The 26,359-nt window shown below is 61.5% G+C and carries 25 protein-coding genes; 10 read left to right on the top strand and 15 right to left on the bottom strand.

Translation table 11 applies throughout. The features are described 5' to 3' along the window. Positions 1–38: 38 nt before the first annotated feature. The 8 genes from ALTERO38_RS01660 to ALTERO38_RS01625 all read right to left on the bottom strand — a co-directional run bounded on the left by ALTERO38_RS01660 (position 39) and on the right by ALTERO38_RS01625 (position 7,872). Positions 39–1,022, bottom strand: coding sequence for a septal ring lytic transglycosylase RlpA family protein (locus tag ALTERO38_RS01660; protein ID WP_159967045.1), 984 nt, complete (start codon positions 1,020–1,022; stop codon positions 39–41). After that, positions 1,019–1,903 (bottom strand): lytic murein transglycosylase B, encoded by an 885-nt coding sequence (mltB, locus tag ALTERO38_RS01655; RefSeq protein WP_372239346.1) that lies wholly within the window; start codon positions 1,901–1,903, stop codon positions 1,019–1,021. Before mltB ends, ALTERO38_RS01660 begins: the two co-directional genes overlap by 4 nt. Before the next feature lie 146 nt (positions 1,904–2,049). Beyond that, positions 2,050–3,153: a rod shape-determining protein RodA gene (gene rodA, locus ALTERO38_RS01650; protein WP_178114618.1), complete on the bottom strand. Its 1,104-nt coding sequence runs from the start codon at positions 3,151–3,153 to the stop codon at positions 2,050–2,052. Between the two features lie 38 nt (positions 3,154–3,191). Then, positions 3,192–5,081, bottom strand: coding sequence for a penicillin-binding protein 2 (gene mrdA, locus ALTERO38_RS01645; RefSeq protein WP_159967042.1), 1,890 nt, complete (start codon positions 5,079–5,081; stop codon positions 3,192–3,194). 17 nt (positions 5,082–5,098) lie between these two features. After that, positions 5,099–5,566: a 23S rRNA (pseudouridine(1915)-N(3))-methyltransferase RlmH gene (rlmH, locus tag ALTERO38_RS01640; RefSeq protein ID WP_159967041.1), complete on the bottom strand. Its 468-nt coding sequence runs from the start codon at positions 5,564–5,566 to the stop codon at positions 5,099–5,101. A gap of 7 nt (positions 5,567–5,573) precedes the next feature. Then, on the bottom strand, positions 5,574–5,933 hold the full coding sequence (gene rsfS, locus ALTERO38_RS01635) for a ribosome silencing factor (RefSeq protein WP_102837477.1): 360 nt from the start codon (positions 5,931–5,933) through the stop codon (positions 5,574–5,576). A gap of 20 nt (positions 5,934–5,953) precedes the next feature. Next, positions 5,954–6,607, bottom strand: a complete 654-nt coding sequence (nadD, locus tag ALTERO38_RS01630) for a nicotinate-nucleotide adenylyltransferase (protein WP_159967040.1) — start codon at positions 6,605–6,607, stop codon at positions 5,954–5,956. Continuing rightward, positions 6,607–7,872: a glutamate-5-semialdehyde dehydrogenase gene (locus tag ALTERO38_RS01625; RefSeq protein ID WP_159967039.1), complete on the bottom strand. Its 1,266-nt coding sequence runs from the start codon at positions 7,870–7,872 to the stop codon at positions 6,607–6,609. Before ALTERO38_RS01625 ends, nadD begins: the two co-directional genes overlap by 1 nt. 244 nt (positions 7,873–8,116) lie before the next feature. Between ALTERO38_RS01625 and ALTERO38_RS01620 the strand changes: the two genes are divergently transcribed. Beyond that, positions 8,117–9,436: a bifunctional DedA family/phosphatase PAP2 family protein gene (locus tag ALTERO38_RS01620; protein ID WP_159967038.1), complete on the top strand. Its 1,320-nt coding sequence runs from the start codon at positions 8,117–8,119 to the stop codon at positions 9,434–9,436. Positions 9,437–9,459: 23 nt separating this feature from the next. Here the strand turns inward: ALTERO38_RS01620 and ALTERO38_RS01615 are convergent, their stop codons facing one another. Genes ALTERO38_RS01615 through ALTERO38_RS01605 form a run of 3 tightly spaced genes read right to left on the bottom strand, consistent with a single transcriptional unit; the run spans position 9,460 to position 11,138 of the window. Then, complete coding sequence (locus ALTERO38_RS01615) at positions 9,460–10,050, bottom strand: LON peptidase substrate-binding domain-containing protein (protein ID WP_159967037.1); 591 nt, start codon at positions 10,048–10,050, stop codon at positions 9,460–9,462. Positions 10,051–10,059: 9 nt separating this feature from the next. Further along, a complete protein-coding gene (locus ALTERO38_RS01610; protein WP_256663930.1) occupies positions 10,060–10,770 on the bottom strand; it encodes an LrgB family protein in 711 nt (236 codons plus the stop codon). 5 nt (positions 10,771–10,775) lie between these two features. After that, on the bottom strand, positions 10,776–11,138 hold the full coding sequence (locus ALTERO38_RS01605) for a CidA/LrgA family protein (RefSeq protein ID WP_102837482.1): 363 nt from the start codon (positions 11,136–11,138) through the stop codon (positions 10,776–10,778). A gap of 181 nt (positions 11,139–11,319) precedes the next feature. Between ALTERO38_RS01605 and ALTERO38_RS01600 the strand changes: the two genes are divergently transcribed. The 3 genes from ALTERO38_RS01600 (at position 11,320) to ALTERO38_RS01590 (ending at position 14,188) form a co-directional block, all read left to right on the top strand. Beyond that, positions 11,320–11,775, top strand: coding sequence for a MaoC family dehydratase (locus ALTERO38_RS01600; protein WP_159967035.1), 456 nt, complete (start codon positions 11,320–11,322; stop codon positions 11,773–11,775). Positions 11,776–11,846: 71 nt separating this feature from the next. Continuing rightward, the gene (locus tag ALTERO38_RS01595; protein WP_159967034.1) at positions 11,847–13,526 is read left to right on the top strand and encodes a C13 family peptidase; all 1,680 of its coding nucleotides are present in this window, start codon (positions 11,847–11,849) and stop codon (positions 13,524–13,526) included. A gap of 20 nt (positions 13,527–13,546) precedes the next feature. Further along, on the top strand, positions 13,547–14,188 hold the full coding sequence (locus tag ALTERO38_RS01590) for an oxidoreductase (RefSeq protein ID WP_159967033.1): 642 nt from the start codon (positions 13,547–13,549) through the stop codon (positions 14,186–14,188). A gap of 74 nt (positions 14,189–14,262) precedes the next feature. Here ALTERO38_RS01590 and orn read toward each other — a convergent pair whose 3' ends face one another. Both orn and ALTERO38_RS01580 read right to left on the bottom strand, forming a co-directional pair. Continuing rightward, entirely contained in the window at positions 14,263–14,805 is a 543-nt protein-coding gene (orn, locus tag ALTERO38_RS01585; RefSeq protein WP_148925324.1) for an oligoribonuclease, read from the bottom strand. Positions 14,806–14,833: 28 nt separating this feature from the next. Then, positions 14,834–15,643 carry a class I SAM-dependent methyltransferase gene (locus ALTERO38_RS01580; protein WP_159967032.1) on the bottom strand — a complete coding sequence of 270 codons (810 nt, stop codon included), beginning with the start codon at positions 15,641–15,643 and terminating at the stop codon, positions 14,834–14,836. A 128-nt stretch (positions 15,644–15,771) separates the two neighbouring features. On the opposite strand from ALTERO38_RS01580, the gene rsgA reads away from it, so the two are divergent. Then, the gene (rsgA, locus tag ALTERO38_RS01575; RefSeq protein WP_159967031.1) at positions 15,772–16,803 is read left to right on the top strand and encodes a small ribosomal subunit biogenesis GTPase RsgA; all 1,032 of its coding nucleotides are present in this window, start codon (positions 15,772–15,774) and stop codon (positions 16,801–16,803) included. A gap of 34 nt (positions 16,804–16,837) precedes the next feature. On the opposite strand, the gene motB is transcribed toward rsgA, so the two are convergent. Both motB and motA read right to left on the bottom strand, forming a co-directional pair. Further along, positions 16,838–17,866 (bottom strand): flagellar motor protein MotB, encoded by a 1,029-nt coding sequence (motB, locus tag ALTERO38_RS01570; RefSeq protein ID WP_148925327.1) that lies wholly within the window; start codon positions 17,864–17,866, stop codon positions 16,838–16,840. Between the two features lie 8 nt (positions 17,867–17,874). Then, on the bottom strand, positions 17,875–18,726 hold the full coding sequence (gene motA / locus ALTERO38_RS01565) for a flagellar motor stator protein MotA (protein ID WP_102837490.1): 852 nt from the start codon (positions 18,724–18,726) through the stop codon (positions 17,875–17,877). A gap of 170 nt (positions 18,727–18,896) precedes the next feature. Between motA and ALTERO38_RS01560 the strand changes: the two genes are divergently transcribed. The 5 genes from ALTERO38_RS01560 (at position 18,897) to ALTERO38_RS01540 (ending at position 26,290) form a co-directional block, all read left to right on the top strand. Continuing rightward, a complete protein-coding gene (locus ALTERO38_RS01560) occupies positions 18,897–20,411 on the top strand; it encodes an HDOD domain-containing protein (protein ID WP_159967030.1) in 1,515 nt (504 codons plus the stop codon). A 43-nt stretch (positions 20,412–20,454) separates the two neighbouring features. Continuing rightward, entirely contained in the window at positions 20,455–21,270 is an 816-nt protein-coding gene (locus tag ALTERO38_RS01555; RefSeq protein WP_159967029.1) for a rhodanese-like domain-containing protein, read from the top strand. Between the two features lie 11 nt (positions 21,271–21,281). After that, entirely contained in the window at positions 21,282–22,184 is a 903-nt protein-coding gene (gene asd, locus ALTERO38_RS01550) for an archaetidylserine decarboxylase (protein WP_148925330.1), read from the top strand. A 153-nt stretch (positions 22,185–22,337) separates the two neighbouring features. Next, positions 22,338–24,161 carry a molecular chaperone gene (locus tag ALTERO38_RS01545; protein WP_159967028.1) on the top strand — a complete coding sequence of 608 codons (1,824 nt, stop codon included), beginning with the start codon at positions 22,338–22,340 and terminating at the stop codon, positions 24,159–24,161. A gap of 62 nt (positions 24,162–24,223) precedes the next feature. Beyond that, positions 24,224–26,290 carry an EAL domain-containing protein gene (locus ALTERO38_RS01540; protein ID WP_159967027.1) on the top strand — a complete coding sequence of 689 codons (2,067 nt, stop codon included), beginning with the start codon at positions 24,224–24,226 and terminating at the stop codon, positions 26,288–26,290. Positions 26,291–26,359 lie beyond the last annotated feature (69 nt).

The following is a 26,359-nucleotide window of genomic DNA, read 5'->3' as shown; positions in this document are numbered from 1 at the left end:
ACAGGTCAGCGTGGTGTATCTATCAACGAGGTACAGCTTTAATCGCCGCTTACTCGCCGCGGGTTTCCCAGATTGGCAAGGCGAACGCTCTGTTCGAGCTGCGCAGCTTCATCGGGGGAATCAATGGGCCCCAGGCGTACCCGGTGCAAGATCTGCTGCTGATGGACAACCGAACTTACGAACACCGGCGCACCGGTCATGCTGCTGAGCTTGTCACGCAGCAACTGAGCCGCATCCGGGTTTGCAAACGCGCCGACCTGCAGGTAGACCCCCGCCCCAGATACGTCTCGCGAGGTTTCATTGGCAACCTCAACCGGCACAGTTGCGCCAGCATGCTGCGCCGGTGGCGGCGTGTATTGCTCGACAGGTTGCGCCAGCGCAGCAACTGAAGGCTTTGCAACCCGTTGAGGCTGGGCCAGTACCATAGGCGCTGGCCTGCCACGCTCGGCCCACCACTGCTCCGGATCGATGCCTTCGACCTTGACCCGCGCGGTCCCGGTTTCGGCATAGCCCAGTTTCTTCGCCGCAGCAAAAGACAGATCAATGATTCGATCCGAGTAGAACGGACCGCGATCGTTGACTCGAAGCACCACGGCCTTGCCATTGTCGAGGTTGGTGACCCGAACATAACTGGGTAGCGGCAGCGTCTTATGCGCGGCACTCATACCATACAGATCGTACTTTTCGCCGTTGGCCGTTGGCTGACCATGAAACTTGGTGCCGTACCAGGATGCCGTTCCGGTCGCCCGATAATTGCGTCCGTCCCCAATCGGGTAATAAGTCTTGCCCAGCACAGTGTAGGGATTGGCCTTGAACGGGCCGTTGTGCGGTGTTGGCGTTGCGTCTGGAATGCTGGAAACGTCGACATCCCACCAGGGCGCGCCATCCTTGTGCGGCCGTGAGTAGTCACCCGGCCCGCTGATGCCTGCGCTTTTCGCGGGAGCCGGCGACGGTGTCGGCGCCGACGAACATCCGACTACCAGCACAGCAGAGGCCGCTACCGCCAGTAAACGAGCGGTCATTGCGCACCCCGCGCCTGGACCAGCTGCTCGGAGAGCTGATGGACTGCCATGGCGTACATGACGCTGCGGTTATAACGGGTGATGACATAGAAGTTGGGCAAGCCGACCCAGTACTCGTCGCCGTCGGCACCCTCCAGGCGAAAGGCCGTTACCGCAGTGTCGTCGGGCATCTTCGTTTCGGCTGGCCACTGCCAACCCAGCTCGCGCAATTCCGCGGCATTCTTCACAGGCTCAAGTCCTTCGGTCAGACCTTCGCCATGTCGCTCACCGTTGACCGTAGCCCGCGCCACGACTGGCGCGCCGGCGGTCCAACCGTGCTGCTTGAAATAGTTCGCGGCGCTGCCAATGGCATCGACCGGGTTCTTCCAGATATCGATGCGACCGTCTGCATCGAAGTCCACCGCATAGGCGCGAAAGCTGCTCGGCATGAATTGCGGCAGCCCCATGGCACCGGCATAGGAACCGGTCAGAGTGAGAGGGTCGACTTGCTCTTCACGGGCCAGCAAGAGGAACTCTTTGAGCTGTTGGCGGAAGAATGGCTGGCGCGGCGGGTAGTCGAAGCCCAGGGTCGACAGGGCATCGATGACCCGGTAGTTGCCCGTGTTGCGACCGTAGAAGGTTTCAACGCCGATGATGGCGACGATCACCTGTGCCGGCACACCGAATTGCTGCTCGGCGCGCGCCAGCGCTGCCTCATTCTCGCGCCAGAAATCCACGCCTTGGGCAATTCGTGAATCGGTCATGAAGATCGGCCGATATTCTTTCCACGCTTTGACGCGCTCGGCCGGTCGGGAGATAGCATCGAGGATCACCTGCTTGCGCTCTGCCTGCGCCAATATTTCGGCCACCTGCTCACTGGCAAACCCGTAGTCCTGAGTCATTTCGCGCACAAAATCGGCGACCTTTTCGCCCTGATAATCTGCTGCAAAAACTGCCGGGGAGTTTCCTAGCGCCGCGAAAAGACCCGCTCCGCAGAGTGCTCGTGTCAACCAGCCACGCCGTAATCGATCCAAGAAATTCACTCTATTCAAACCTGTGCGATCCACTTGCGATGGGTGTGGATCGACATCAAAACCCCGAACCCTGATAGCAGGGTTACCAATGAAGTGCCACCAAAACTGATGAAGGGCAACGGCACCCCTACCACCGGCAACAGACCACTGACCATGCCGATGTTGATGAATACGTAGACGAAGAAGGTCATCGTCAGCGCACCGGCCAGCAACTTGCCAAACAGCGTTTGCGCCTGAACGGTGATGACCAAACCACGCGCAATCAGCAGCAGGTACAGCAGCAGCAGCAGGCAAACGCCCACCAGGCCGAACTCTTCAGCCAGAACCGCAATGATAAAGTCCGTATGGCTTTCGGGCAAAAAATCCAGATGCGACTGAGTACCCAGCAACCAACCCTTGCCAAACACGCCGCCCGAACCAATCGCGGCCTTCGACTGGATGATGTTCCAGCCGGTTCCCAGCGGGTCGCTTTCCGGATCGAGGAATGTGTGCACGCGCTGTTTCTGGTAGTTGTGCAGCACGAAATACCACATGGCCACGGCAATCGGCACCAGCGCCGCAATCGCACTCATGATCCAGCGCCAGCGCAACCCGGCGATGAACAACACGAAAGCACCGGAGACCAGTACCAGCAACGAAGTGCCAAGGTCCGGCTGCTTGAGGATCAACACGAAGGGCGTGAGGATCAGGCCCAGACTGACCATGGTGTGCTTGATACCAGGCGGCAAGGCGCGCGCGGACAGATACCAGGCGATGGTCATCGGCATGATGATCTTCATGAACTCGGACGGCTGGAAGCGAATCACCCCGGGTATATTGATCCAGCGGGTCGCCCCCATTGCGGTGTAGCCGACGAACTCCACAGCAACCAGCAATGCCACAACCGCCAGATAACCCGCCGGCACCCAGCGCGCCATGAACCTTGGTTCTAACTGCGCTATGACCAGCATGGCGCCCAGTCCGAAGCCATAGGAAGTCGCCTGTTTGATCAGCAGATCAACGTTCTTGCCGCCAGCGGAATAAAGAACGAACAGGCTTCCGGCCGCGAGCATCAGCAGCAGCAGGAGCAGCACCCCATCGATGTGCATACGCTGTAAGAGTGACGCCCGGCGACGCATCACATCGGTCGTTGAAAGCGTGCGGTCAAACGTTCCGCTCACGGTTTGGGCCTCTCTGCCGTCAGGGGCGGGGCGTACTCGGCCTTCAATTCGCCCGCCTCGTTGAGCAGCCATGCATCCATCACCTGCTTGGCCACTGGCGCGGCTACGCCGGAGCCGGACTCGCCGTTCTCGACCATGACAGCCACAGCAATCTGCGGGTCATGCACAGGCGCGAAGGCGACGAACAAGGCGTGGTCGCGATGGCGTTCGGCGAGTTTGCCGCTGTCGTACTTTTCGCCTTGTTTGATGGCCACGACCTGCGCCGTACCGCTCTTGCCGGCGATGAGGTAGGCGGCGGTGTCGCCAACCTTCTTTGCCGTGCCGCGGGCGCCGTGCAATACCTTCACCATTCCGTTGATGGAAGCGTCCCAGTAATCGGGGTCGCGAAGCTGAATGTCGGGCATCGGTTCAGGATCGACAGGTATTTCTCCTTCGATGCTTTTCGCTAGGTGCGGCCTGATCCACTTACCGTGAGTCGCCATTAGCGCTGTCGCCTGGGCGAGCTGCAAGGGCGTGGTTTGCATGTAACCCTGACCGATGCCGAGGATGACTGTCTCGCCCGGATACCAAGCCTGCCGGTAACGGCCACGCTTCCAGTCTCGCGACGGCATCAGGCCGGCAGTTTCCTCGAACATGTCCAGCGCCACGCGCTGGCCGAGACCGAAGCGGCTCATGTAGTCATACATGCGGTCGATGCCCATCTTGTGGGCGAGGTCGTAAAAATAGGTGTCATTGGACCGCATGATCGCGGTTTCCAGATCTACCCAACCGTCGCCGCCGCGATTCCAGTTCCGGTATTTGTGCTTGACATTGGGCAGCTGAAAGAAGCCTGGGTCGAACACGCGACTGTTCTCGGTCACCACACCGGCATCCAGGCCAGCCACCGCCATCATCGGTTTGATCGTCGACCCCGGTGGGTAGAGCCCGCGCAGGACACGGTTGAACAACGGGCGATTTATGGAATCGCGAAGCGCGCCATACGCCTTGAAACTGATTCCAGTGACGAACAGATTGGGGTCGAAGCTAGGCTGACTGACCATCGCCAGCACCTCGCCCGTCTTCGGCTGCAGCGCGACCACCGCACCTCGGCGGCCTGCCAGCGCAGCCTCGGCGGCTTGCTGCAGTTCAAGATCGAGGGTCAGCATCAGGTCCTTGCCAGGGATCGGATCGGTGCGCTTGAGCACCCGTAGCACCCGCCCACGCGCGTTGGTTTCAACCTCCTCGTAACCCACCTGCCCGTGCAGCGAGTCCTCGTAGAAGCGCTCGATGCCAGTCTTGCCAATGTGGTGGGTGCCGCTGTAATTGACCGGATCGAGCTGTTTGAGCTCGGCCTCGTTGATTCGACCGACATATCCGACCGAATGAGCGAAGTGCTCGCCCTCTGGATAATGCCGCACCAGCTGGGCTGCGACCTCAACCCCCGGCAGACGGAACTGATCGACGGCAATCCGCGCAATCTGCTCTTCGGACAGTTCGTACATGATCGGCACCGGCTCGAACGGCCTGCGCCCCTGCAGCACCCGCTTTTCGAACAATTCGCGCTCTTCACTCGAGAGCGCCAGCACCTCGACCACCGCGTCCAGGGTCTCGCGCCAGTCTCCAGCGCGCTCGCGCGTCACCGTCAAGCTGAAGCTTGGCCGGTTATCGGCGATGATCTTGCCGTTACGATCAAAGATCAGGCCCCGATTGGGCGGAATGGGCTGCACATGGACCCGGTTGTTTTCCGAAAGCGTCGAATGGTGCTGGTACTGCACCACTTGCAGGTAATACAGGCGCGCAATCAACACGCCGATCAGCAGCAATACGATTGCCCCGCCCACAAAAACGCGACTACGCACCAAACGGGCGTCTTTTTCGTGGTCCTTGAGGGGAATCGGCTGGGACATCTTCGGTTTTGGCTGAACTACTTGTGGTAAGGGTGACCTGACAGCAACGTCCAGGCCCGATAGATCTGTTCGCCGATGAGAATACGAACCAGCGGGTGGGGCAACGTCAGCGGTGACAACGACCAGCGTTGTTCGCTTCGTGCGCACACCTCAGGGGCCAGCCCTTCCGGTCCGCCCACCATGAGATTGACGTTGCGCGCATCGAGCCGCCAACGCTCCAGCTCACCAGCCAGCTGCTCAGTGCTCCAGAGTCGCCCCGTCACTTCAAGCGTGACGATGCGCTCGCCGGGTTGCACCTTCGCCAGCATGGCCTCGCCTTCCTGACGAATCAACCGCGCCACGTCGGCATTCTTGCCGCGAGTGTTGAGGGATATTTCATGCAGCTCCAGCGGCAGCTCGGACGGCAGACGCTTGGCATACTCATGCCAACCGTCCTCCACCCAGCGCGGCATCTTCGAGCCCACCGCAATCAGCTTGATCCGCACGGATCGGCTATTCCTGCTCGCCCGCGTGCTGCGCACGGCTCTGCTCGGCACCCTGCCAGAGGCGCTCGAGGTCATAGAACTGACGAGTAGGCACTTGCATCACATGCACCACGACATCGCCCAGGTCGAGCAGAGCCCACTCACCGCCGTCCAGACCTTCGCTGCCCAGAGGGCGCACGCCCTGCTCCTTGACCTTCTCGAGCACGTTTTCGGCCAGTGATTTTACGTGACGGCTGGAGGTGCCGCTGGCGATCACCATGAAGTCGGTAACGCTGGTCTTGCCGCGGACATCGATGGTCGTGATGTCAGCGCCTTTCAGATCTTCCAGGGCGCTAACGGCCAGCTGGGCCAAAGAATCATTTTGCATAATGTGAAACAACCTCAGTTCTACGCCCGGTACAGTCCGTGCGCGTTGATATAAGCCAGTACGGCGTCCGGTACGAGAAAGCGTACAGACCGGCCGCTGGCCAGAAAATGACGAATACGCGTTGCCGACACCCCTAGCGGCGCCTGCCAGACGAAAGCAATTTGCCCACTGCTGCCGGCAATGGTCAGCGGGTCGTTCACGCTGCGAGCCGCCAGCAGGTCCCGCAGCGCTTCCGGCGCTTCGCTGTCGGCATCTGGCCGTTGCATAACCAAAATATGGCAATGCTCGAGTAGCTCATCCCAGCGATGCCAAGTAGGAAGTCCGCAGAAGGCATCCCAACCCACAATGAGAAAAATCTGATCATCATCGTTCAGCTCGGCACGCAAGGACTCCAGCGTGTCGAGGGTGTAGGACGGCTTGTCACGCTCCAATTCGCGCGCATCGACCGTCAGCGGAGGCAAGTCCTGCACCGCCAGTCGAACCATGGTCAAGCGATCCTGCGCGGAGCTGTTTGGCGCCTCACGGTGCGGCGGACGAAAGTTGGGGACCAGACGAACCTCATCAAGCCCAACCATTTCGGACACTTCCAGAGCGCCGCGCAAATGCCCGATATGCACCGGGTCAAAGGTGCCACCGAGCAGGCCAATTCGCCGAGGGGTGCCGGTCTCCCTCATCAAGTACGCACGTGGCCGTCGCCGAATACCACGTACTTCTCACTGGTCAGGCCTTCCAGGCCGACCGGACCGCGGGCGTGCAGTTTGTCGGTGGAAATGCCGATCTCAGCCCCTAGCCCGTACTCGAAACCGTCGGCAAAGCGAGTGGAGGCGTTGATCATCACCGACGCCGAATCGACCTCAGTAATAAAGCGCCGCGCATCGGTGAAGTTTTCCGTGACGATCGCGTCGGTATGCTGCGAGCCGTAGCGGTTGATGTGCTGGATGGCTTCATCCAGAGAATCGACGATGCGGATCGACAGGATCGGCGCGTTGTATTCGGTAGACCAGTCCTCTTCGCTGGCAGCCAACACGTGGCTACCCAGCAGTTCACGGGTCCGTGGGCAGCCACGCAGTTCAACGCCCTTTTCGCAATAGATTGCCGCCAGCGGTGGCAGCACTCGGGTAGCGATGGACGCGTGGACCAGAAGGGTTTCCATGGTGTTGCATGGCGCATAGCGCTGGGTCTTGGCGTTGTCGGCGATGCGGATGGCCTTGTCGACGTCGGCCGCCTGATCGATGAACACGTGGCAGATGCCGTCCAGATGCTTGATCACCGGCACCTTGGCGTCTCGGCTGATGCGTTCGATCAGCCCCTTGCCACCGCGCGGCACGATCACATCCACGTACTCCGGCATGGTGATCAACGCCCCAACGGCGGCGCGGTCGGTGGTCTCGACAACCTGCACCGCCGCAGCTGGCAGCTCGGCCTCGGCCAGGCCCAGCTGAATGCAGCGAGCGATGGCCTGGTTCGAATGAATCGCTTCCGAGCCGCCACGCAAAATCGTGGCGTTGCCTGACTTGAGACACAGGCTGGCCGCATCGATGGTCACATTGGGCCGCGACTCGTAGATGATACCGACGACGCCTAGCGGCACGCGCATCTTGCCAACCTGAATGCCGGATGGCAGGTAGCGCATGTCGCGGATCTTACCGATGGGGTCAGGCAGGCTCGCAACCTGGCGCAGCCCCTCGATCATGTCGTCGATACGCGCCGGCGTTAGCGCCAGACGATCAAGCATCGCCTCGTCCAGACCATTGGCACGCCCGGCCTCGAGGTCTTCACGATTGGCACGGACCAGCTCCTCGCGCGCCGCATCAAGCGCGGCGGCGGCGGCCTGCAAGGCACGGTTCTTCTGCGCCGTGGTGGCACGCGCTAGTACGCGCGACGCCTCGCGCGCGGCGCGACCGAGGCGGGTCATGTAGTCGAGTACGGACTCGGTCATGGTCTGGCTGGCCTGATCGAAGGGAAAGCGGCTGATTATAGCGACCCACACGCCTCGCGCACAGCGGCGCCGGGCGAATGGCTAAAAAGCCCCTGACTGCAGGTTACACAGCCCAGCGGGCTGTGCGTAACCACCAGGGTCGGCAACCGCAAGAGGCCATCGCCAGCGCTATCATGATTAGTCGTTTGAAACCCGGGCGCCAGATGCCGGGTCGAAGCGTCTCGAACCAAGGAAAAAAAGACCCATGCCGGAATGGCTCACCGCACTCTCCAGTTGGCTGGCTGAAAACCCTCAGTGGCTTGGCCTTAGCCTGTTTGTCGTCGCCTGTCTCGAATGCCTCGCCGTTGTGGGCTTGCTGATGCCCGGTACAGTGTTGGTATTCGCCATCGCGGTAGTTGCCGGAAGCGGCGTACTGAGTCTCGGCGAGACATTGCTTTTGGGTTACGCTGGCGGACTGCTCGGCGATCTGCTGTCGTACGGGCTGGGACGACGCTACCACCAGAATATTCGCAGCATCGGCGGCCTGCGCGACCATCCGGAATGGCTGAATCGCGCCGAGGTGTACTTCGAGCGTTACGGCATCGCCAGCCTTCTTGTTGGACGCTTCATCGGTCCGCTGCGGCCCATGCTGCCGGTAACCGCTGGCATGCTCGATATGCCGTTCGGGCGCTTTCTCTTAGTCAGCCTGGTCGCCGCGGCCGGCTGGTCGATGGCTTATCTGCTGCCCGGCTGGGCAGCGGGAGCTGCCGTGCGACTGCCTTTACCGGAGGGTTTCTGGAGCGAGGCCGGCTTCGTCACCGCCGCGTTGCTCCTGCTCGTCGGCGGCGTAGTGCATGGCAGCCTGCATCAGATGCGCTGGGTTACGCCGCTTGCGGCTGGCCTCAGCGCCGCCGTTCTGATCGGCCTGTTTATCGCCTGGCCCTATCTGGTGGAATTCGATGAAGGGCTGATGACGGTCGTTCAGGGTGAGCGCAGCCCGATATTCGACCGTTTCATGGTGGTCGTCACACGAGCCGGTGATTTCCACACCCAGCTGTGGGCGGCTGTATTACTGAGCCTGTTGTTGATCGTCACCAAACAGGCGCGCGCGGCAGCATTCGCCATTCTCACGCTGCTGGGCACCGCACTGGCCAACGGCGCGCTTAAAGCCACATTCGGCAGGATCCGGCCGGAAATCCTGCTGGAACCTCTGCACAGTTACAGCTTCCCCAGCGGTCATAGCTCGGCAGCCTTTGCCTTCTTTCTCACGCTGGGAGTTCTCGCCGGTCGCGGACAGCCGCCGCGCCTGCGTCTGGCCTGGGTGCTATTGGGCGCACTGCCGGCCACCGCAATCGCACTGTCGCGGGTTTACCTGGGTGTTCACTGGCCAACCGACGTCATCGCCGGCGCGGTGCTGGCAGCGAGTATCTGCGCCGCCAGCCTGGCCGTTGTTCAATGGCGCGCCCCGATGACGGCACTGTCGCCGAAGATATGGTGGCTGATCCTGCCGGCCACGCTGGGACTGATCGGGGCCTTTGCGATCTGGGCATTGCCAGGCGCCATGCTGCTGTATCGCTATCAGTAGCATCCAGCGACCGGGCGTCGTTGCTATTCGGTCGAATCGCCCTGCAACTGCTCCAGCCAGCGCTGGATGGACTGCAACTGCAGCTCAGGATCGTCCAGCTGCAGCAAGTCGAGTTTCTGATCAGGCCGAAACGGCAACAGGTAGGCCAACTGGTGTGCCAGGGATCGCTGACCCTGAGCAGCACTGCCCATCCCCAGCGCCTCGACCATCGGGTGGCGACCGAGCGCCTCCAGCAGCAGCGCCAGCTCGAGATGCTCATCGCCCAAGGGCGGATCGCCGCCTTCATCGCGCCAGGTGACTTCGGCAACGGTCAGCTGATCGCGCTGCACTTCGGCCGACAGCACATCGAAGCGACGACCGCCTTCGACGCGAATCCCCAGCAACCCATTAGGCCGCTGCTGCCAGTCTCGAATCAGCGCTTCACAACCAGTCAGGGCATATTCGGCCGGCGCCAGCCCCACCTCGCTGCCCTCGATGAGGCGCACCACACCGAAGCCATGCCCGGCCTTCAGACAGCTGCTGACCATGTCCAGATAGCGCGCCTCAAAAAGCTGCAAATCGAGGGTGCACCCCGGAAACAACACGGTATCGAGCGGAAACAACGGTAGCTTCATTCAGCCTCCTTACGACAGCATCAGCACGGCCAAGGGCAACAGCACCGCGGTCATCACACCCATCAGGCTCATGGCCAGCGCCGCAAAGGCGCCGCATTCATCGCCCTCCTGCAGGGCCTGGGCGGTTCCCACCGCATGCGCAGTCAGACCCAGCGCCATGCCGCGGGCGGCAGGATGCTGAACGCCAAAGCGGTGCAACAGTTCCGGACCAATGATCGCACCGATGATGCCGGTGATCATCACGAACACGGCTGCCAGCGCCACCACGCCACCGATCTGCTCGGCCACCAGCATGGCGATTGGCGAGGTAACTGACTTGGGCGCCAGGGTCATCAGGATCATCTGGTCGGCACCAAAAGCCCAGGCCAGCACCATCCCCAGCGCCGTGGCGCCGATGCCAGCCAGTAGCAGGGTAAGCATGATCGGCCCGAACAGTTCGCGGATCCTTCGTAGATTCAGATACAACGGCACGGCAAGCGCCACCGTAGTCGGCCCGAGGAGCACGGTCAGCATCTGGGCGCTGTCGCGATATTCCTCATAGCTCAGGCCGCAAAGCACAAGCGTACCGACCACCACCACCATCGACACCAGCACTGGCTGCAGAAATACCCAGCGTGTTTTTTCGTAAGCCGCATAGGCCACCTGGAATGCTGCCAAGGTGATCGACACGCCAAACAAAGGGTGATGGATTACCGCCTCCCAGGCCGCCTGCCACTGCATGGCGATCATGCGCGACCTGCCTTGCGTTGCTGACGGCGAATCAGCGTCTGCATCAGCCAGCCAGTAAACACCAGTGACACCACCAGCGAGAGCACTAGCACGCCAACGATGGCCCAGAAATCCTCGAGAATCGCCCCGGTGTAGGCCATCACGCCCACGGCGGGCGGCACCAGCAACAGGGGCAGATAACGCAAAAGACTACTCGCAGCGACCTGCAGCGATTCGCTCGCCTGGCCACGAGCCAACAACGCCATGAACAGCAACAGCAAGCCAATGATGGGCCCCGGCAACATCGGCAGCACCATTACGTTGAGCGCAGTGCCAAGCAATTGAAACAACAGCAGCCAGGTTAGTCCGCGTAGCAGCATGGAAGCCTCCAGAGCAAAGGAGCGCAATTATAAGCATCTCGCCACCGCGACACGCGGCGCAGCTTCCGATCAGCCTATGGCGCGCCATTCGCACCAACCATGCTTGGTTGATTCGCCCTCGGCTGCGTGCTGATCTAGCGTTGCGCCACATCCGAACAAAACAACAAACGCCGGAGGATATATGCCGCAAGTACCCGTAGCAGAACTCAAGGATTACATTGGCAAAGAGCTAGGCCGCTCCGAATGGTTCACCGTCGATCAGCAGCGAGTCGATCAGTTCGCCAACTGCACCGGTGATCACCAGTTCATCCACATAGACCCGGAAAAGGCCGCGCAGACCCCGTTCGGCGGAACCATCGCGCACGGTTTCCTCTCGCTGTCGCTACTGCCGATGTTGATGGACGAGCTGATGATCCGTCCCGAAGGGACCAAGATGGGCGTCAACTACGGGCTCGACAGCCTGCGCTTTATCCAGCCGGTCAGAGTGGGCTCGCGGGTTCGCGTAGCAGCGACGCTGCTCGACGCTTACGAGAAGAACCCGGGCCAGTGGCTCCTGAAATCGCGTGCCGTGATGGAAATCGAGGGTGTGGAGAAGCCTGCTTACATTGCCGAGACCCTGGCACTCTGCGTTGTCTGACCAAATGGGCGCAGTTGTCGCACCCCGCTGAGTTTGCGGCATACTGCGGCGTCGCCCCTCTGGATAGCCGCATGCGCCACCTCGCTCCAGCTCTGCTCGCCTGCTTTCTGACCGCTTGCGGTGATGGCGAACCGTTAATGCCCGCCGACGCCGTGCTGCCCGATGGCGGCCGCTACCGGGGCGAGGTGATCGATGGGCTATTGCAGGGCGAGGGGCGTATCGACTACCCCAACGGCAGCCATTACATCGGATCTTTCAGGGACGGGCAGTGGCATGGCCAGGGTGTCTGGCGAGGCGCTAATGGCGATCGCTACGAAGGCGCGTTCAAACAGGGATTATTCGATGGCCAGGGTCGCTTCAGCTACGCCAGCGGAGGCGTTTATGAGGGGCATTTCGAACGAGGAAGCCTCAACGGCAAGGGCCGCTACAACGAGCCCGGACTGAGCTACGAGGGGGATTTCAAGGATGGCCTCTACCACGGCACTGGCAAGCTGCAGGAGGCAGAGGGCTCCAACTATGAGGGTGCGTTTGCCAGTGGCCAGCCCAATGGCGAGGGCACCCGCAGCGACCCAAGCGGCGTATTCAGCGGCACCTTCACCGACGGCCGACTCAGCGGCGAGGGTCTTTACCGCGGCAACGACGGTGAGCATTACCTGGGCCAGTTCGAGGATGACCTCTTCCATGGCCAGGGCCGCTACGAAGACGCTGCCGGCAACGTCTGGAAAGGCGAGTTTAAAAACGGCGAACTCAGCGGCAGCGGTGAATATGTCGGCATTGACGGCACGCGCTACGGCGGACACTTCAAGCGCTGGCAGTACCACGGCGAAGGTGACCTGCAACAGCCTGGTGGTGGCCGCTACAGTGGCCGTTTTCGCGAAGGCCAGTTCAATGGAGTTGGCACGCTTCTCCTCGCGGACGGCACTCAAAGGAGCGGCACCTGGCGGGCCGGCCATCTGATTGAGAACGTTCAAGGCAAGCGCCTCGCCGACCCGCTGGAGCTAGGCCTGCTGCGCCAGGGAGCGCTGCTGGCGGACGCCCTTGATGCGGTGCCGGCCTCCACTCCGGCAGCCGAACTCTACGGCCTGACCCTTGCCGGCGATGGCCAGCAGAGCGTGTTTATGCGTGAGGTCGACTATGTCGACAACTTCTTGGCCGAACGCTTCGCCGCCCGCGGTCAGATAAGCCTCGTCAACCACCGCGACCACCTTGCAGACCGGCCACTGGCGACGCGCGAAAACCTCAAGCGCGCAATTGCCCGCCTGGCCGAGCGCAGCGGCCCGGAAGACCTGATCTTCATCTACTTGACCAGTCACGGCTCGGCCGACCACCAGCTGGTACTGGCCCAGCCCCGATTGGCCCTGGAAGATTTGCCCGCCGAGGACCTGGCCGCGCTGATGCAGCCACTCGCCGACCGCAACAAGATCCTAGTCATCTCGGCCTGCTATTCCGGCGGTTTTATCGAGCCACTGAAGAGCCCCAATACGCTCGTGATTACCGCAGCTCGCGCCGACCGAGTGTCCTTCGGCTGCTCCGAGGAAAGCGACTTCACCTACTTCGGCCGCGCCCTCTTCGCCGAGGCCTTGCAGGAAACTTCGGATATTGTGCAGGCATTCACGCTGGCACAGGCGAAGGTTGCCGAACGGGAGCAAGCCGACCACTATCAAGCTTCGGAGCCGCAAATATGGGCGCCCGAGCAGGTTGTCGAACACTGGCGGAAGCTGAGCAACCAGCAGCCAGTGCCATCTGACTGATCGTTACAGGAAGCCAAACCATGTATTTGACGCCACAGCGTATTTTGCTTGCCGGCGCCACCGGGCTAACCGGCGAGCACCTGCTCGACCGCCTGCTCAACGAACCCACCGTGGAATGCGTGCTCGCCCCCAGCCGCAAGCAGCTGGCCGGCCATCCGCGGCTCGAGAACCCGATCGGGCCGCTGCAGGCGCTACTGCCGCAGCTGTCGGGTAGTATCGACACTGCGTTCTGCTGCCTGGGCAGCACGCTGAAGGACGCCGGAAGCCAGGAAGCGTTCCGCACCATCGATCATGACCTGGTTGTCGCCTTCGCTAAACGCTCCCGGGAACTGGGCGCACGGCATCTGCTGGTCGTCAGCTCACTGGGCGCCGACCCCGCCAGTTCGATTTTCTACTGCCGCGTCAAAGGCGAAATGGAGCAAGCGCTACGCGCCCAGGGCTGGCCGCAACTGACCATCGTGCGACCTTCGCAGCTGCTGGGGCCGCGCATGCAAGTACGTCCGGTCGAACGCCTTACCGCCCCGCTCTCTTATCTGCTGCCGGGCAAATACCGCGGCATATCGGCCTGCACCTTGGCGCGCGCGCTCTGGCGCCTGGCGCTGGAAGAAGCCGAAGGCACGCGAGTGATCGAGTCGGACGAGCTACGCAAATTGGGGCGGTAACCGGCTACAGGCTGCGTCCATGCAAACGAAGCCCGTGACCAGCGTGTTTCTGCATAACCCACGCGGCAATGTGATCAGTACTTGATGAAGTGCTCGCGGTAATGGCGCAGCTCGGCAATCGACTCGCGGATGTCGTCCAGCGCCAGATGTGTGCCACCTTTCTTAAATCCAGCCAGCACTTCCGGTGCCCAGCGCGCCGCTAGTTCTTTGAGCGTCGAGACGTCCAGGTTGCGGTAGTGGAAGTAGGCCTCCAGGCGAGGCATGCGGCGGTAGAGAAAACGCCGATCTTGGCAGATGCTGTTGCCACAGATAGGCGACTTGCCCTTGGGCACCCATTGCTCAAGAAACGCCAGCGTCTGGGCTTCGGCTTCCTCGGTAGAAACCTGGCTGTCGCGCACCCGCTGAGTCAGGCCGGAGCCACCGTGCTGGCGCGTATTCCACTCGTCCATACCGGCGAGGATTTCATCGCTCTGGTGGATGGCGATGACCGGCCCTTCGGCCAGCACATTGAGCTGACTGTCGGTAACGATGGTTGCCATCTCGATGATGACGTCATTGTCCGGATCCAGGCCGGTCATTTCCAGGTCGATCCAGATGAGATTCTGCGGGTTCTGCATGGTGAGCTCCTTGGCTTTGTCGCGCAGTTTAGCCGCTCGCGGAGTGGCCGTCAGGTTGTGCGGCCGCCCCAGGCCGCCATATAAACAGGCGCGAATGCCGCCAGTCATCGATGGCGAGGATTTCCTGTGGCTCAACGTCAGGCACCTCGAAACTGTTGCTGATCAACAGCGAGCCTGGGTTCATCTCCACGCGGGCCTTATCCCACAGCGCCGGCATGGGTGCCGGCGATAGAAAGCAATAGACCACATCGTAGTCAGCCAGCGGCTCGCGCCAGAAACTGCGGAAACGGACCCGGCAGTTGCGCTGGAACAGGCAGCGCAACCAGCACAACGCAAAAGTGAGCGGCGCCGTCTCGACACCGACGAAGTGTGCCGACGGGTACTGCCGTGCCAGCCGCAGCAGGGTGCCGCCGAGTCCACTGCCCAGATCGATAAAGCGGAACCCGTCAGGTAAAGCGGCTAGCCGACGTGCCAGGCACTGCTCGGCTGCCGAACCGGTGAGGTACAACGGCACCCTTTCCGTCAGGGCGTTCCAGTTCAACATCAGCAAGACCAGAAAGCCGAGCAGCAGCAACCAGGGCGGCAACGCATGATCTTGTAACAGCACCAATCCGGGGACGAAGCCAAGATTGATTGACAGCCACCAGCACGACAATCCGAGGCGCTGACCGATCGCTGCAGCAACCGCACCTTGCACACAGGCTGCCCCTAAAAGGCTGAGATGCCAGCCAAGCAGTCGTGCCAGTGCAAGTAGCAACAGCCAACAGAGCAGCAGCGACAGCAGTTGACTGAGCATCGCCAGCAAGGCGGGATAACGGGTCAATGAGGAGACAGGCATGGGCGCTCGCCGCCAGCGGTAGATACTGGCTAGTCTACCGGCCGAAAGCCCAGCAAAAACAGGCCCGCAGCGTGTTCTCACGGGCATGTTAGACTCGCCCTCTTTTCATACCTGGGCACCGCACACAAATGGCCAAACGCCAACTCAACCGCCGGCAAAGCTGGCGCATCGAGAAGATCCAGGAAGAACGCGCCACTCGCGCAGCGCGCCGTGAATCGCGCGCGGTGGAAGAGCTCGAGGGCGGCGATCTTGGCCCGGAGCAGACAGGCCTGGTCATCGCCCACTTCGGCGTGCAGGTCGAAGTCGAGGCTCAGGAAGGCGAGCACTGTGGTCAGGTCTTCCGCTGCCACCTGCGGGCAAACCTGCCAGCACTGGTAACTGGCGATCGAGTGGTCTGGCGGCCGGGCAACCAGGGCATCGGCGTCATCGTTGCGCAACTGCCGCGTCTGTCCGAACTCTGCCGACCTGACACACGCGGTCAGCTCAAGCCGGTGGCCGCCAACGTCGACCTGATCGTTATCGTCTTTGCCCCACTGCCCGAACCCCACGCCAATCTCATCGACCGCTACCTGATTGCCGCCGAGCATGCCGGCATCACGCCGCTGTTGCTGCTGAACAAGGCAGATCTGATCGACGCACAGAACGAAGGCGCGCTGAACTCGTTGCTAGGGGTTTATCGCCAGCTGGGCTATCCGCTGATGGAGGTTTCAGCACACGGCGGCGCGGGCATGGATGCATTGCAGGCGCGCCTCGACGGGCACGTCAGCGTATTTGTCGGCCAGTCAGGGGTGGGCAAGTCGTCGCTGGTCAACAGCCTGCTGCCCGGTGTCGATACTCGGGTGGGCGCGCTGTCAGAAATGACCGGCAAGGGCACGCACACCACCACGACCGCACGACTGTTTCATTTCCCTGGAGGGGGCGAGCTGATCGACTCTCCAGGCATTCGTGAATTCGGCCTGGGCCACGTAAGCCGCTTTGACGTCGAGGCCGGTTTCATCGAGTTCCAGGAGCTGCTGGGGCACTGTCGCTTCCGCGACTGCAAGCATGACCGCGAGCCAGGCTGCGCCCTGCTCAAAGCACTGGAGGAGGGCCAGATCCAGCCACAGCGCATGGCCAGCTACCGACATATCATCAGCGGCCTGACAGAAGCCGACTACTGACAAGCGCCAAACAGAAGCGGTTGAGATGCCCGGCTCAGTTCCCGCCGGGCTGATCGAACTGCAGCACGCCGTCCTCGAAGATGTTCAGCCGCTCGCGCAACTGCGGCGCTTGCAGCGGATCAGGTGGCGCAGCCGAGGGCGCCGGCCCGTTGCCTGCTGATGTGGCTGCTGAGTCTGCGCTTTTCCCCGTCGCGTCCGACTGCTCGCCCTCGATGTCGCGCTGCGCCTTTCTGGTCAGCACCAGAATATCGATGCGGCGGTTGACGGGGTTCAGCGGGTTCTCTCGATCGAACAAGGCCGAAGAGGCATAGCCCACCACCCGAGCAATCTGCTCATCCGGATAGCCACCGGCAACCAGCGTGCGCCGAGCCGCATTGGCGCGCCCGGCCGACAACTCCCAGTTACCGAACTCGCCGCGCCCGGAATAAGGCTTGGCATCGGTGTGGCCGCTGATGCTGATCTTGTTCGGCACCGCACGGATGGTGTCGGCCATGGCCAACAGAATATCCTCGAAGTACGGCTGCAATTGGGCACTGCCGAGGGCGAACATTGGACGGTTGGCCGCATCCATGATCTGGATACGCAAACCGTCCTGGGTGATTTCAAAGAGGATCTGATCCTTGAAGCGTGTCAGCTCCGGATTTTCGTCAACCTTGTTCTGCAGCTCCTGAAGCAACAGGTCGAGACGTTCACGCTCCAACTGCTCGGCAAAGGTTTCCGCCTGTGCTGCATCCATCGCCGATTCGCTCTGGCCCTGGCTTTGGCTCTGCTGCATGGCAGGGTCGACAACGTCGTTTAGCGTACGGTCCGGCGCAGGCGTTGGCGTACCGCCCAGATCGATCACATGCGGACTGGCGCTTTCGGTGAAGCCAATCGGGTCCTGGAAATAGCCTGAAATCGCACGCTTCTGTTCAGGCGTGGCCGAGGACATCAGCCACATCACCAGAAAGAACGCCATCATGGCGGTCGCAAAGTCGGCGAAAGCAATCTTCCAGGCGCCACCGTGGTGGCCCGCGGCGACCTTCTTGACCCGCTTGACGATGATTGGTTGGGTATTGTCCATGATTGCGCTTAGCTACCACGCATCGCTTGTTCAAGCTCAGCGAAACTTGGACGGTGCGCCGGCAGCAGCACCTTGCGACCAAACTCCACCGCCAGCGTCGGCGGCATGCCGGACGCCGAGGCCACCAGGGTCGCCTTGATGCCCTCGTACAGATTCAGTTCTTCCTTGGCGTCGTGCTCAAGCGCCGCCGCCAGCGGGCCGAAGAAGCCGTAGGACGCCAGAATACCGAGGAAGGTACCTACCAGGGCCGTACCAACTTTCTCACCGATCTCCGCGTTGGTTGCCGAAGCGAGCACCGACATGGTGATCACGATACCCAGTACCGCAGCTACGATCCCCATCGCGGGCAAGCCGTCGGCAATCTTCGCCACGGCGTGAGACGGATGTTCAAGTTCCTCCTTGAGGCCATTGAGTTCCATGTCGAACAGGCCTTCCAGCTCGTGCGGGGCCATGTTTCCCGAGGACATGATGCGCAGGTAATCACAGACGAAGGCCGTCATCCGCTCGTCCTTCAGGATCGCCGGGTACTTGCTGAAAATCGGGCTGGCGGCTGGATCTTCGAGGTCTGCTTCGATGGCCATCATGCCCTCGCGGCGGCTCTTGTTGAGGATCTCGTAGAGCATCCCCAGCACTTCCAGGTAGTACTTGTGCGTAAAGCGATTGCCAAACATCTGCAGCGATTTCTTGAACACGATTTTGGTCGTGCTGCCAGGGTTGGCCTGCAGAAAGCCGCCAAGTGCGGCACCACCGATGATCATTACCTCGAACGGGTGAATGAGTGCGGCGACTTTGCCGCCGGACAGAATGAAACCGCCAAGGACGCTGGCGATTACCACGATGATGCCGATTATTTTTGCCATAGGTAGGTACGTCTAAAACCTGATCTCAGGGCACCTGAAACAAGCCGCGCGATGTCGCACGAGCTCGATTGGGGTCAGGCGGAAGGGCAGATGAAAAGAATTGTTCTGGTTATCGGAACTTTTGCGCCAGACTAAAGGCCATCCCGATGAAATGCTAGTTCGGCGGCGCCATGACTACGACACCACTCCCCCGCACGCTTGAAGCCTGGCTCAAGACGTTGGACGCCGTTGTCCTGCCGGCGGCTGCCGGTCCCTATGCCCGCGTGCAACGGGCCTTGGGCGACAGCAGCCTTTCCATGCGCGAGATTTCAGATCTCATCCAGGAAAGCCCGGTCCTCGCACTTACCGTGATCCGCGAAGCCAACCGCAGCGCGGCATCAACCAGCAAACCGGCCGAGAGCCTTGAGGTTGCGCTGAGCCGCATCGGCTTGAAGCGCGCCGAAGCCCTGTTTGCGAAAGTGCCCGCCGCGCAGCCAACCGATATTCCAGCGCCATTGCGGCAGTTGATGTTGATCAGCAGTCACGCCAGCCAGCAGGCTAACGGGTTGTTCGCTTCACGCCTCGCGCGGCTCTGGCAGGAGATCCACTGGAGCAGTCTGCTGTTTCTATCGCCAGCATGGGCATTGGTCGCCGCACACCCGCAATTGCTGGAAGACTGGGAGCAACGCGTCCTGGTCAAGCGCGAGCCCGCTCGCCAGGTCGAGCAGTCGTTGCTCGGCGTCTCCTTGCTCGAGCTCTGCATTGCCACCGCCGAGCATTGGGGGCTGCCCGGCTGGATTGCCCAAGGCTACCGGCTCCTCAACGAACACCGGCGGATGCTGATCAAGGCACTGCATATCGCCCGCGATAATGAACACCCCTTGCACCAGCAACAAATGCTCGACGCCGACCCCGCGCTGCGCCGCTGGCTCACCTTGCCGAGCAACACCATTGTGCTCGCCAACGGCCTGGCGCTGTCGGCGCACCACAGCTGGAGCGGCATTCACAGCCTGCGCTGGCAGCGGCTCGCCGGGCTCTACCTTCAGGTCCCGCTCGCCGAATTGCAGCAAATGGCGCATCAGCAGGCGGTGGCCAGCGCCCGCGTGATCGGCCCAACCGAACTGTGGCATCCGGCCCAGGGCTTGCTCTGGCCATGGGAAAGCCTATTCCAGGTGGAAAAAGCCGCGAAACTGCCAGACACCGAAACCCTGGCCCAATGGCGCGAGCATTGCCGCGAGCTGCTCAGCGTCCCCTGCCCATTCGACAATGTGCTGCAACTCACTGCGACGGCCTGCAAAGCACTGACGTGCGCCGGCATGGAACGCGTTCTGTTGCTGCTGGTAGATCGCAAGCAACAGCGCCTGGTCGGCCAGCAAGCCAGCGGACTGCCAAGCGAGGCCACCCGCTTGACACTTGAACCCGAGCAAAGCCAGGTGTTGCGCGGACTGTTGGAAAAACCAGCTCTACTGAGGCTGAAGCCGGATAACCTTGCCCAATTCACCGCGCTGTTACCCGGCGCACTGAAAGCACTGTTCCCCAGCGAACACATCCTGTTGCGCTCAGTCGGCTTGGACGATCGTGTGGTGATGCTGCTGGTGGTCGATCAGAACAACACGGCATTCAGCGAGATGGGGTTGCAGGCCTTCACCAAAACGACCCAGTGCATCGAGCGCGCCCTGGCGACGTTCAGCAAACGCGTCCGCTGATTTTTTCGCTAGACTGCCCCTTTCCATCCGCTTGAGGCTTGCCGTGTCCGCCTTTTCCACCCTGCCGCTGGTAATCGAACCGGCCGATCTGGCCGAGCGCCTGAATGCACCGGAGCTGATTCTGGTCGACCTGACCAGCGCGGCCCGCTACGCCGAAGGGCACCTGCCTGGCGCACGCTTCGTCGATCCCAAGCAGACTCAGCTCGGTCAACCGCCGGCGCCGGGGCAACTGCCCGGAAAGCCTCAGCTGGAAGCGCTGTTTGGCGCGCTAGGGCATCGTGCCGACGCCGTCTACGTGGTTTACGACGACGAAGGGGGTGGCTGGGCCGGCCGTTTCATCTGGCTGCTTGATGTCATCGGCCATTCCCATTACCACTATCTGAACGGCGGGTTGCACGCCTGGCTGGCGGAACAGCGCCCTCTGTCGCAAGACAGCCCTGTCGCTGCAGGCGGGCCGGTTCCGCTGCAGCTCGACGAAGCCCCTAGCGCGACCCGTGAGTATCTCGAAAGCCGGCTCGGTGCTTCCGACCTGGTCATCTGGGATGCGCGTTCGCCTGAGGAATACCGCGGCGAGAAAGCACTCGCAGCACGCGCGGGGCACATCCCCGGCGCCGTCAACTTCGAGTGGACCGCAGCCATGGACCCGGCACGCGCGATGCGCATCCGCGAAGACATCGCTGAACGGCTGGAAGCGCTCGGCATTACGGCCGACAAGGAAATTATCACCCACTGCCAGACGCACCACCGCTCCGGCTTCACCTACCTGCTGGCCAAGGCCTTGGGCTATCCGCGGGTCAAGGGGTACCCTGGCTCCTGGGGCGAATGGGGCAACCTACCCGATACCCCGATCCAGCAATGAAAAGGTCATCCATGAAAGATCGCTTGTTTGTATTCATTCAGTATCTGCTGCCACATCACCTTATTTCGCGCCTCGCCGGCTGCCTCGCCGAGTGCCGCCTGCCCTGGGTGAAAAACAGCTTCATCAAGGCCTTCATTCGTCATTTCGGCGTGCCGATGCACGAAGCGCAGATCGAAGAGCCGACTGCCTTCGAACATTTTAATGCCTTCTTTACCAGAGCGCTGAAAGACGGCGCCCGCCCGCTCGACCCGACCCCCGGCGCGGTCCTCAACCCCTGTGACGGCGCCATCAGCCAGCTCGGCAAGATCGAGCAAGGGCGAATTTTTCAAGCCAAGGGTCACAGCTACAGCGTGATGGAACTGCTTGGCGGCGACCATCAACGTGCCGCGCCCTTCATGGGTGGAGATTTCGCCACCGTTTACCTGTCGCCGAAGGACTACCATCGTGTGCATATGCCGTTGGCGGGCACCCTGAGGGAAATGGTGTACGTCCCGGGCCGCATCTTCTCGGTGAACACCGTCACGGCTGAAGGGGTCCCGGAGTTGTTCGCTCGCAACGAGCGGGTGGTCTGCCTGTTCGATACCGAACACGGACCGATGGCCATGGTGCTGGTGGGCGCAATGATCGTCGCCAGCATCGAAACCGTCTGGGCCGGACTGGTTACGCCGCCCAAACGCACGCTCAAGACCTTTCACTACGACGAAGCAGCGCGCGGACCCATACATCTGGAGAAGGGGGCAGAAATGGGCCGCTTCAAGCTCGGCTCCACCGTTATTCTGCTGTTTGGAGCGGACCGGATTGCCTGGTCCGAGCAGCTGTCGGCACTGACACCGGTCCGCATGGGAGAAGGGCTTGGCCAAGCCAAGCCGGCGAGCGACATAGCGCTAACGCCATCTGACGCTCCTCAGCTCTGACACCCGCCAATGGTCGGCTAGCGCTGGCCAATTGCTGCTGGTTCGCTATGATTGACCATAACGATTGCATATTGACATTACGGCGTGACGAGCCCCCAAAGGCCACCATCGCCGTTGGTGGTACGCCTGCAGGCATGCCACGGAGTTCATCGCTTGGATAATCAGAGCCAGCCATTATTGTTGCGCGTGCCGACGCCGGATTGTCAGGAATTATCCTTCTGCGAGCCCAGCGTGCGCGGCGTCAGACGCTGGCTTTCAGGCCTGCCCAAGGCGAACCTTGGAGAGACTGCGCGGCAGCTGTATCAGGCCATGCGCGAGATCAATCAGTTTCGTACACCGGCAACGAACAGACTGCAGCTGCTTGAATTGCTGCGGCCAGAAATCCATTTCGTCTGCCGGGAACTGGAACGCTACTTCATCAACCAGCCCATCGTGCTCGGCGAGCGACCGCGAAAGGTGGCGAGCCTTTGCCAGGCACTGCACAACCACCTCGCCATCGGTTACAAGCTGATCTCCGCCGAGCTGGCCCCACAGACTGGGCGTGACCGCCTGCAACTGCTCACCATTGCCCTGCAGCGTGCTATCCGCAGCCTCAGCACCATGCTCGTGCGCTCTACACAGCTCTACAGTCCAACTCCTGAAGGCCTGTGGCTGGAGCTGCATCAGCTGTACGCGTTGGCGGTTACTCACGGCGTACACCGCACCATCGTTAATGACGACCTGTGCTACAGGGTCCCAGGCCTCAGCGCGGAACAGAGCTATATCGTTGCGCTGATGCTGGGCAGCGCGCGCTGCAACCAGATGCGCCAGCAAGGTATCGGTCAACTCGCGCAACTGCTCGAACCCTGGAGTGTCCTGGTCCATCTGCAAGCCGGACTGGGCCCAACCAGCCTGTTCGGCGTATCCACGCGTATCGATGGACCACCGCGCTACAGATCGATGTATCCCGCCAATGCCCGCGCCGATCTACTCGGCATCGATCCGCATGGACTGGTCAAAGCCATCCAGTCACACCTGCAGTCGCCCGCAGAGGCTCCTGAGCACAAAGCCCTCGCCATCCCAGAAGGGCTGAACCCGGACCTGTTGCAACATCTGGCTGCCGCCTGGGGCGACATTTCCGAGCGCAGCTTTCAACGTGCGCCGACACAGGGCGCGATGACCCTGTGCATCGGCATGAGCGCATTGCACTACTACCTGGCAGATCAACGCCCCTTCGGCGAGCTGCTGAAACGTCCTGACGCGACTCGCTCCGCTGTATTCAAACTGAACAATGCCGCACCTGACGTCTGGTCCGTGGCGTTCGACGCCCAAGTCGTGGAGGAAGAGCGACTGCCCGAGGAGGACCATATTGAGTTCGTGCGCCCTGTTACCGCATCGACCAAGATGATTGAGGAAGGCGACGCCGCGCAGCCTGCAGCCGAGAACCTGTTTCCCACATTCGAAGTGCAACGGGTCGACCAGAGCCCTGGTGGTTACTGCCTGTCCTGGCCGGGCGAGGTCCCCGCGCAACTTCAGGCAGGCGAGCTGCTCGGCCTGCAGGACACCGCCAGCAAAACCTGGAGCGTCGCAGTGGTGCGCTGGGTCCGCCAAGTCCGCGGCAGCGGACCGCAGATGGGGGTTGAGCTCATCGCGCCTCAGGCACAGCCCTGCGGGCTTCGCTTGCTACGCAAGACTGATCAGGGCAGCGAATACCTGCGCGCCCTGCTGCTACCGGAAATCAGCGTGATCTCGCGCCCAGCTACGCTGATCGTTCCGCGCCTGCCCTTTCAGGAAGGCCAGAAGGTGCAGATAAACCAGAACGGTGACGAGCACCGCGCAATGCTCTGTTGCCGGCAAGCGGGCACCAGCAGCTATAACCAGTTCGAGTATCAATTGCTGGGCCTCACCGCTTCCGCTCAGGAGACGCCGATCACAGCGCGCGGCACCCAGGCGACTTCACGGGGCGAAGATTTTGACTCACTCTGGAACACGCTGTAGATTGCCGATCACCGTTTTTTAGCCTCCACGCCCCTTCTACGGCGCGTTCTAAAGCTGCAGCCATGGCCCCGCAAAAGAAAACCATCCGCCTGCTGATCCTCGAGGATTCGCAGAATGAAGCTGAGCGACTGGTCAGCCTGTTTCGTAACGCAGGCCAGGCGACGCGCGTTCATCGACTGACGTCCAGCGAAGACCTGGCCGATGTGCTGCAGCAGACCTGGGATTTGCTGATCAACGCGCCAGCCAGCACCAACCTCGATCCTAGCGAAGCTATAGTTGCGATCCGCAAGCAAGCCAAGGACATCCCGGTCATCCAACTGATCGACGGCAACGACAGCGACGCGATCACCGAAGCCCTTGCTCTGGGCGCTCAGGGCGCGCTGCCACAAGGTGAGGATGAATGGCTGATTCTGGTAGCCAGCAGGGAGCTGGCGAACCTCGAAGAGCGCCGCGCTCGCCGCTCCGCTGAACTGGCGCTACGCGAAGCCGAAAAGCGTTGTCAGCTGCTGCTCGAGAGCTCGGTGGATGCCATTGCCTATGTCCATGACGGCATGCATATCTACGCCAACCGCGCCTACCTCGAGCTGTTTGGCTACGAGGATGTGGAAGAGCTCGAAGGCATGCCGATGATTGACCTGATTGCATCCTGCGATCAGGGCGAGTTCAAAGGTTTCCTGAAGAACTATCAAAGCTTGCAGGGCAGCGCCGAACTGGTTTGCGGAGGCGTCCGCGCCGATGGCAGCGGCTTCAAGGCAAGCATGCATTTTTCGCCTGCCAGCTACGACGGAGAGCCCTGCATTCAGGTCGTCATACGTGCAGAGAGCGACAATGCCGAACTGGAAAAGCTGCGCGAGATCAGCAGCCAGGATCTGGTCACCGGCCTTTACAACCGCAACCATTTCCTTGAGTCGCTGGATGGCGCAGTTGAGCGCGCCGTGAATGCCGGAAAGAACTCCAGCCTCGCTTACATCCGCATTGATCGCTTCGCCAGCCTGCAGGCCGAGATCGGCCTTGGCGATTCGGATCGATTGCTGGCCGAACTGGCGCAACTGCTGCGCGGGCAGTTTCCGCAAAATGCCGAGCTGGCGCGCTTCGGGGATGATGCCTTCGCGGTCCTGATGGAGGAGGCTACGCCCAAGCAGCTCGAACAGCCCCTGACCGAATTGCTGCAGAAGGTCGAAGGACATCTGTTCGATGTCGGCGGTCGTACCGTTCAGACCAGTCTGAGTATCGGTGTTGCCGCTCTCGACGAACAGACTGCGAAAGCTCGGGACGTGGTTGACCGCGCGCACCGCTGCGCCGAAGAGCTGACCGATGGCAATGCCCTGAGAGTCTATGACCCGGCCCGCGAGCTGGCGGCTGCCGCCAGCCGGGGCAATGTCCTCGCGATGCTGCAGCAGGCGCTGGAAAAGAACAGCTTCCGCCTGCTGTTCCAACCGATCATCAGTCTGCGCGGAGATAGCCACGAACACTATGAGGTGCTGCTTCGCCTGCTCGATCCCGAAGGCGCAGAGGTGCCACCGGGCGAGTTCCTCGATGCGGCGAAAGAGGCAGGACTGGCCAGCAAGATCGATCGCTGGGTGCTGCTCAACTCGATCAAACTGCTCGCCGAGCACCGCAACAAGGGCCACAGCACGCGATTGATGGTTCACCTGTCCGGCACCAGCCTGCAGGATCCATCCCTGCTTAGCTGGCTGGGAGCGGCTCTCAAGGCTTCAAGACTGCCGCCTGATTCACTGGTTTTCCAACTGGACGAAAACGACGCCGTCGCTTACCTGAGACAGGCCAAGGCACTTACTCAGGGGCTTGCAGGACTCGGCTGCCGCGTAGCGCTGAACCAGTTCGGCTGCGTGCTTAACCCACTCAATACACTGAAGCACCTTGACGCCGATTTTGTGAAGATCGATGGTTCCTATACTCAGGACCTGAGCCGTCAGGAGAATCAGGAAGCGCTCAAGCAGCTCCTGGCGCAGCTGCATGAACAGGCCAAGCAGACCATTGTGCCCTTCGTAGACAGCGCCACCGTACTGGCCACACTCTGGCAGGCGGGCGTCGGCTATATCCAAGGGCAATACCTGCAGGGCCCGAGCCAGTCGATGGACTACAACTTTTCCTCTGACGAGGATTGACTGCCAGCGGAACGGCCTCCCTGCGACCGCTCGTATCTCTCCCGACCAAAGGACCGGTCCAACCCACCG

This window comes from Pseudomonas sp. 9Ag (assembly GCF_902506445.1).
GTDB classification, from domain to species: domain Bacteria; phylum Pseudomonadota; class Gammaproteobacteria; order Pseudomonadales; family Pseudomonadaceae; genus Stutzerimonas; species Stutzerimonas stutzeri_AB.
This window is presented reverse-complemented; position numbering and strand designations above follow the sequence as displayed.

Excerpts from the sequence above, each read along its gene's own strand:
- ALTERO38_RS01660 (WP_159967045.1), bottom strand. The coding sequence starts at position 1,022 with ATGACCGCTCGTTTACTGGCGGTAGCGGCCTCTGCTGTGCTGGTAGTC.
- mltB (WP_372239346.1), bottom strand. The coding sequence starts at position 1,903 with ATGACTCAGGACTACGGGTTTGCCAGTGAGCAGGTGGCCGAAATATTG.
- rodA (WP_178114618.1), bottom strand. The coding sequence starts at position 3,153 with ATGCGTCGCCGGGCGTCACTCTTACAGCGTATGCACATCGATGGGGTG.
- mrdA (WP_159967042.1), bottom strand. The coding sequence starts at position 5,081 with ATGTCCCAGCCGATTCCCCTCAAGGACCACGAAAAAGACGCCCGTTTG.
- rsfS (WP_102837477.1), bottom strand. The coding sequence starts at position 5,933 with ATGCAAAATGATTCTTTGGCCCAGCTGGCCGTTAGCGCCCTGGAAGAT.
- nadD (WP_159967040.1), bottom strand. The coding sequence starts at position 6,607 with ATGAGGGAGACCGGCACCCCTCGGCGAATTGGCCTGCTCGGTGGCACC.
- ALTERO38_RS01625 (WP_159967039.1), bottom strand. The coding sequence starts at position 7,872 with ATGACCGAGTCCGTACTCGACTACATGACCCGCCTCGGTCGCGCCGCG.
- ALTERO38_RS01620 (WP_159967038.1), top strand. The coding sequence starts at position 8,117 with ATGCCGGAATGGCTCACCGCACTCTCCAGTTGGCTGGCTGAAAACCCT.
- ALTERO38_RS01615 (WP_159967037.1), bottom strand. The coding sequence starts at position 10,050 with ATGAAGCTACCGTTGTTTCCGCTCGATACCGTGTTGTTTCCGGGGTGC.
- ALTERO38_RS01610 (WP_256663930.1), bottom strand. The coding sequence starts at position 10,770 with ATGCAGTGGCAGGCGGCCTGGGAGGCGGTAATCCATCACCCTTTGTTT.
- ALTERO38_RS01605 (WP_102837482.1), bottom strand. The coding sequence starts at position 11,138 with ATGCTGCTACGCGGACTAACCTGGCTGCTGTTGTTTCAATTGCTTGGC.
- ALTERO38_RS01600 (WP_159967035.1), top strand. The coding sequence starts at position 11,320 with ATGCCGCAAGTACCCGTAGCAGAACTCAAGGATTACATTGGCAAAGAG.
- ALTERO38_RS01595 (WP_159967034.1), top strand. The coding sequence starts at position 11,847 with ATGCGCCACCTCGCTCCAGCTCTGCTCGCCTGCTTTCTGACCGCTTGC.
- ALTERO38_RS01590 (WP_159967033.1), top strand. The coding sequence starts at position 13,547 with ATGTATTTGACGCCACAGCGTATTTTGCTTGCCGGCGCCACCGGGCTA.
- orn (WP_148925324.1), bottom strand. The coding sequence starts at position 14,805 with ATGCAGAACCCGCAGAATCTCATCTGGATCGACCTGGAAATGACCGGC.
- ALTERO38_RS01580 (WP_159967032.1), bottom strand. The coding sequence starts at position 15,643 with ATGCCTGTCTCCTCATTGACCCGTTATCCCGCCTTGCTGGCGATGCTC.
- rsgA (WP_159967031.1), top strand. The coding sequence starts at position 15,772 with ATGGCCAAACGCCAACTCAACCGCCGGCAAAGCTGGCGCATCGAGAAG.
- motB (WP_148925327.1), bottom strand. The coding sequence starts at position 17,866 with ATGGACAATACCCAACCAATCATCGTCAAGCGGGTCAAGAAGGTCGCC.
- motA (WP_102837490.1), bottom strand. The coding sequence starts at position 18,726 with ATGGCAAAAATAATCGGCATCATCGTGGTAATCGCCAGCGTCCTTGGC.
- ALTERO38_RS01560 (WP_159967030.1), top strand. The coding sequence starts at position 18,897 with ATGACTACGACACCACTCCCCCGCACGCTTGAAGCCTGGCTCAAGACG.
- asd (WP_148925330.1), top strand. The coding sequence starts at position 21,282 with ATGAAAGATCGCTTGTTTGTATTCATTCAGTATCTGCTGCCACATCAC.
- ALTERO38_RS01540 (WP_159967027.1), top strand. The coding sequence starts at position 24,224 with ATGGCCCCGCAAAAGAAAACCATCCGCCTGCTGATCCTCGAGGATTCG.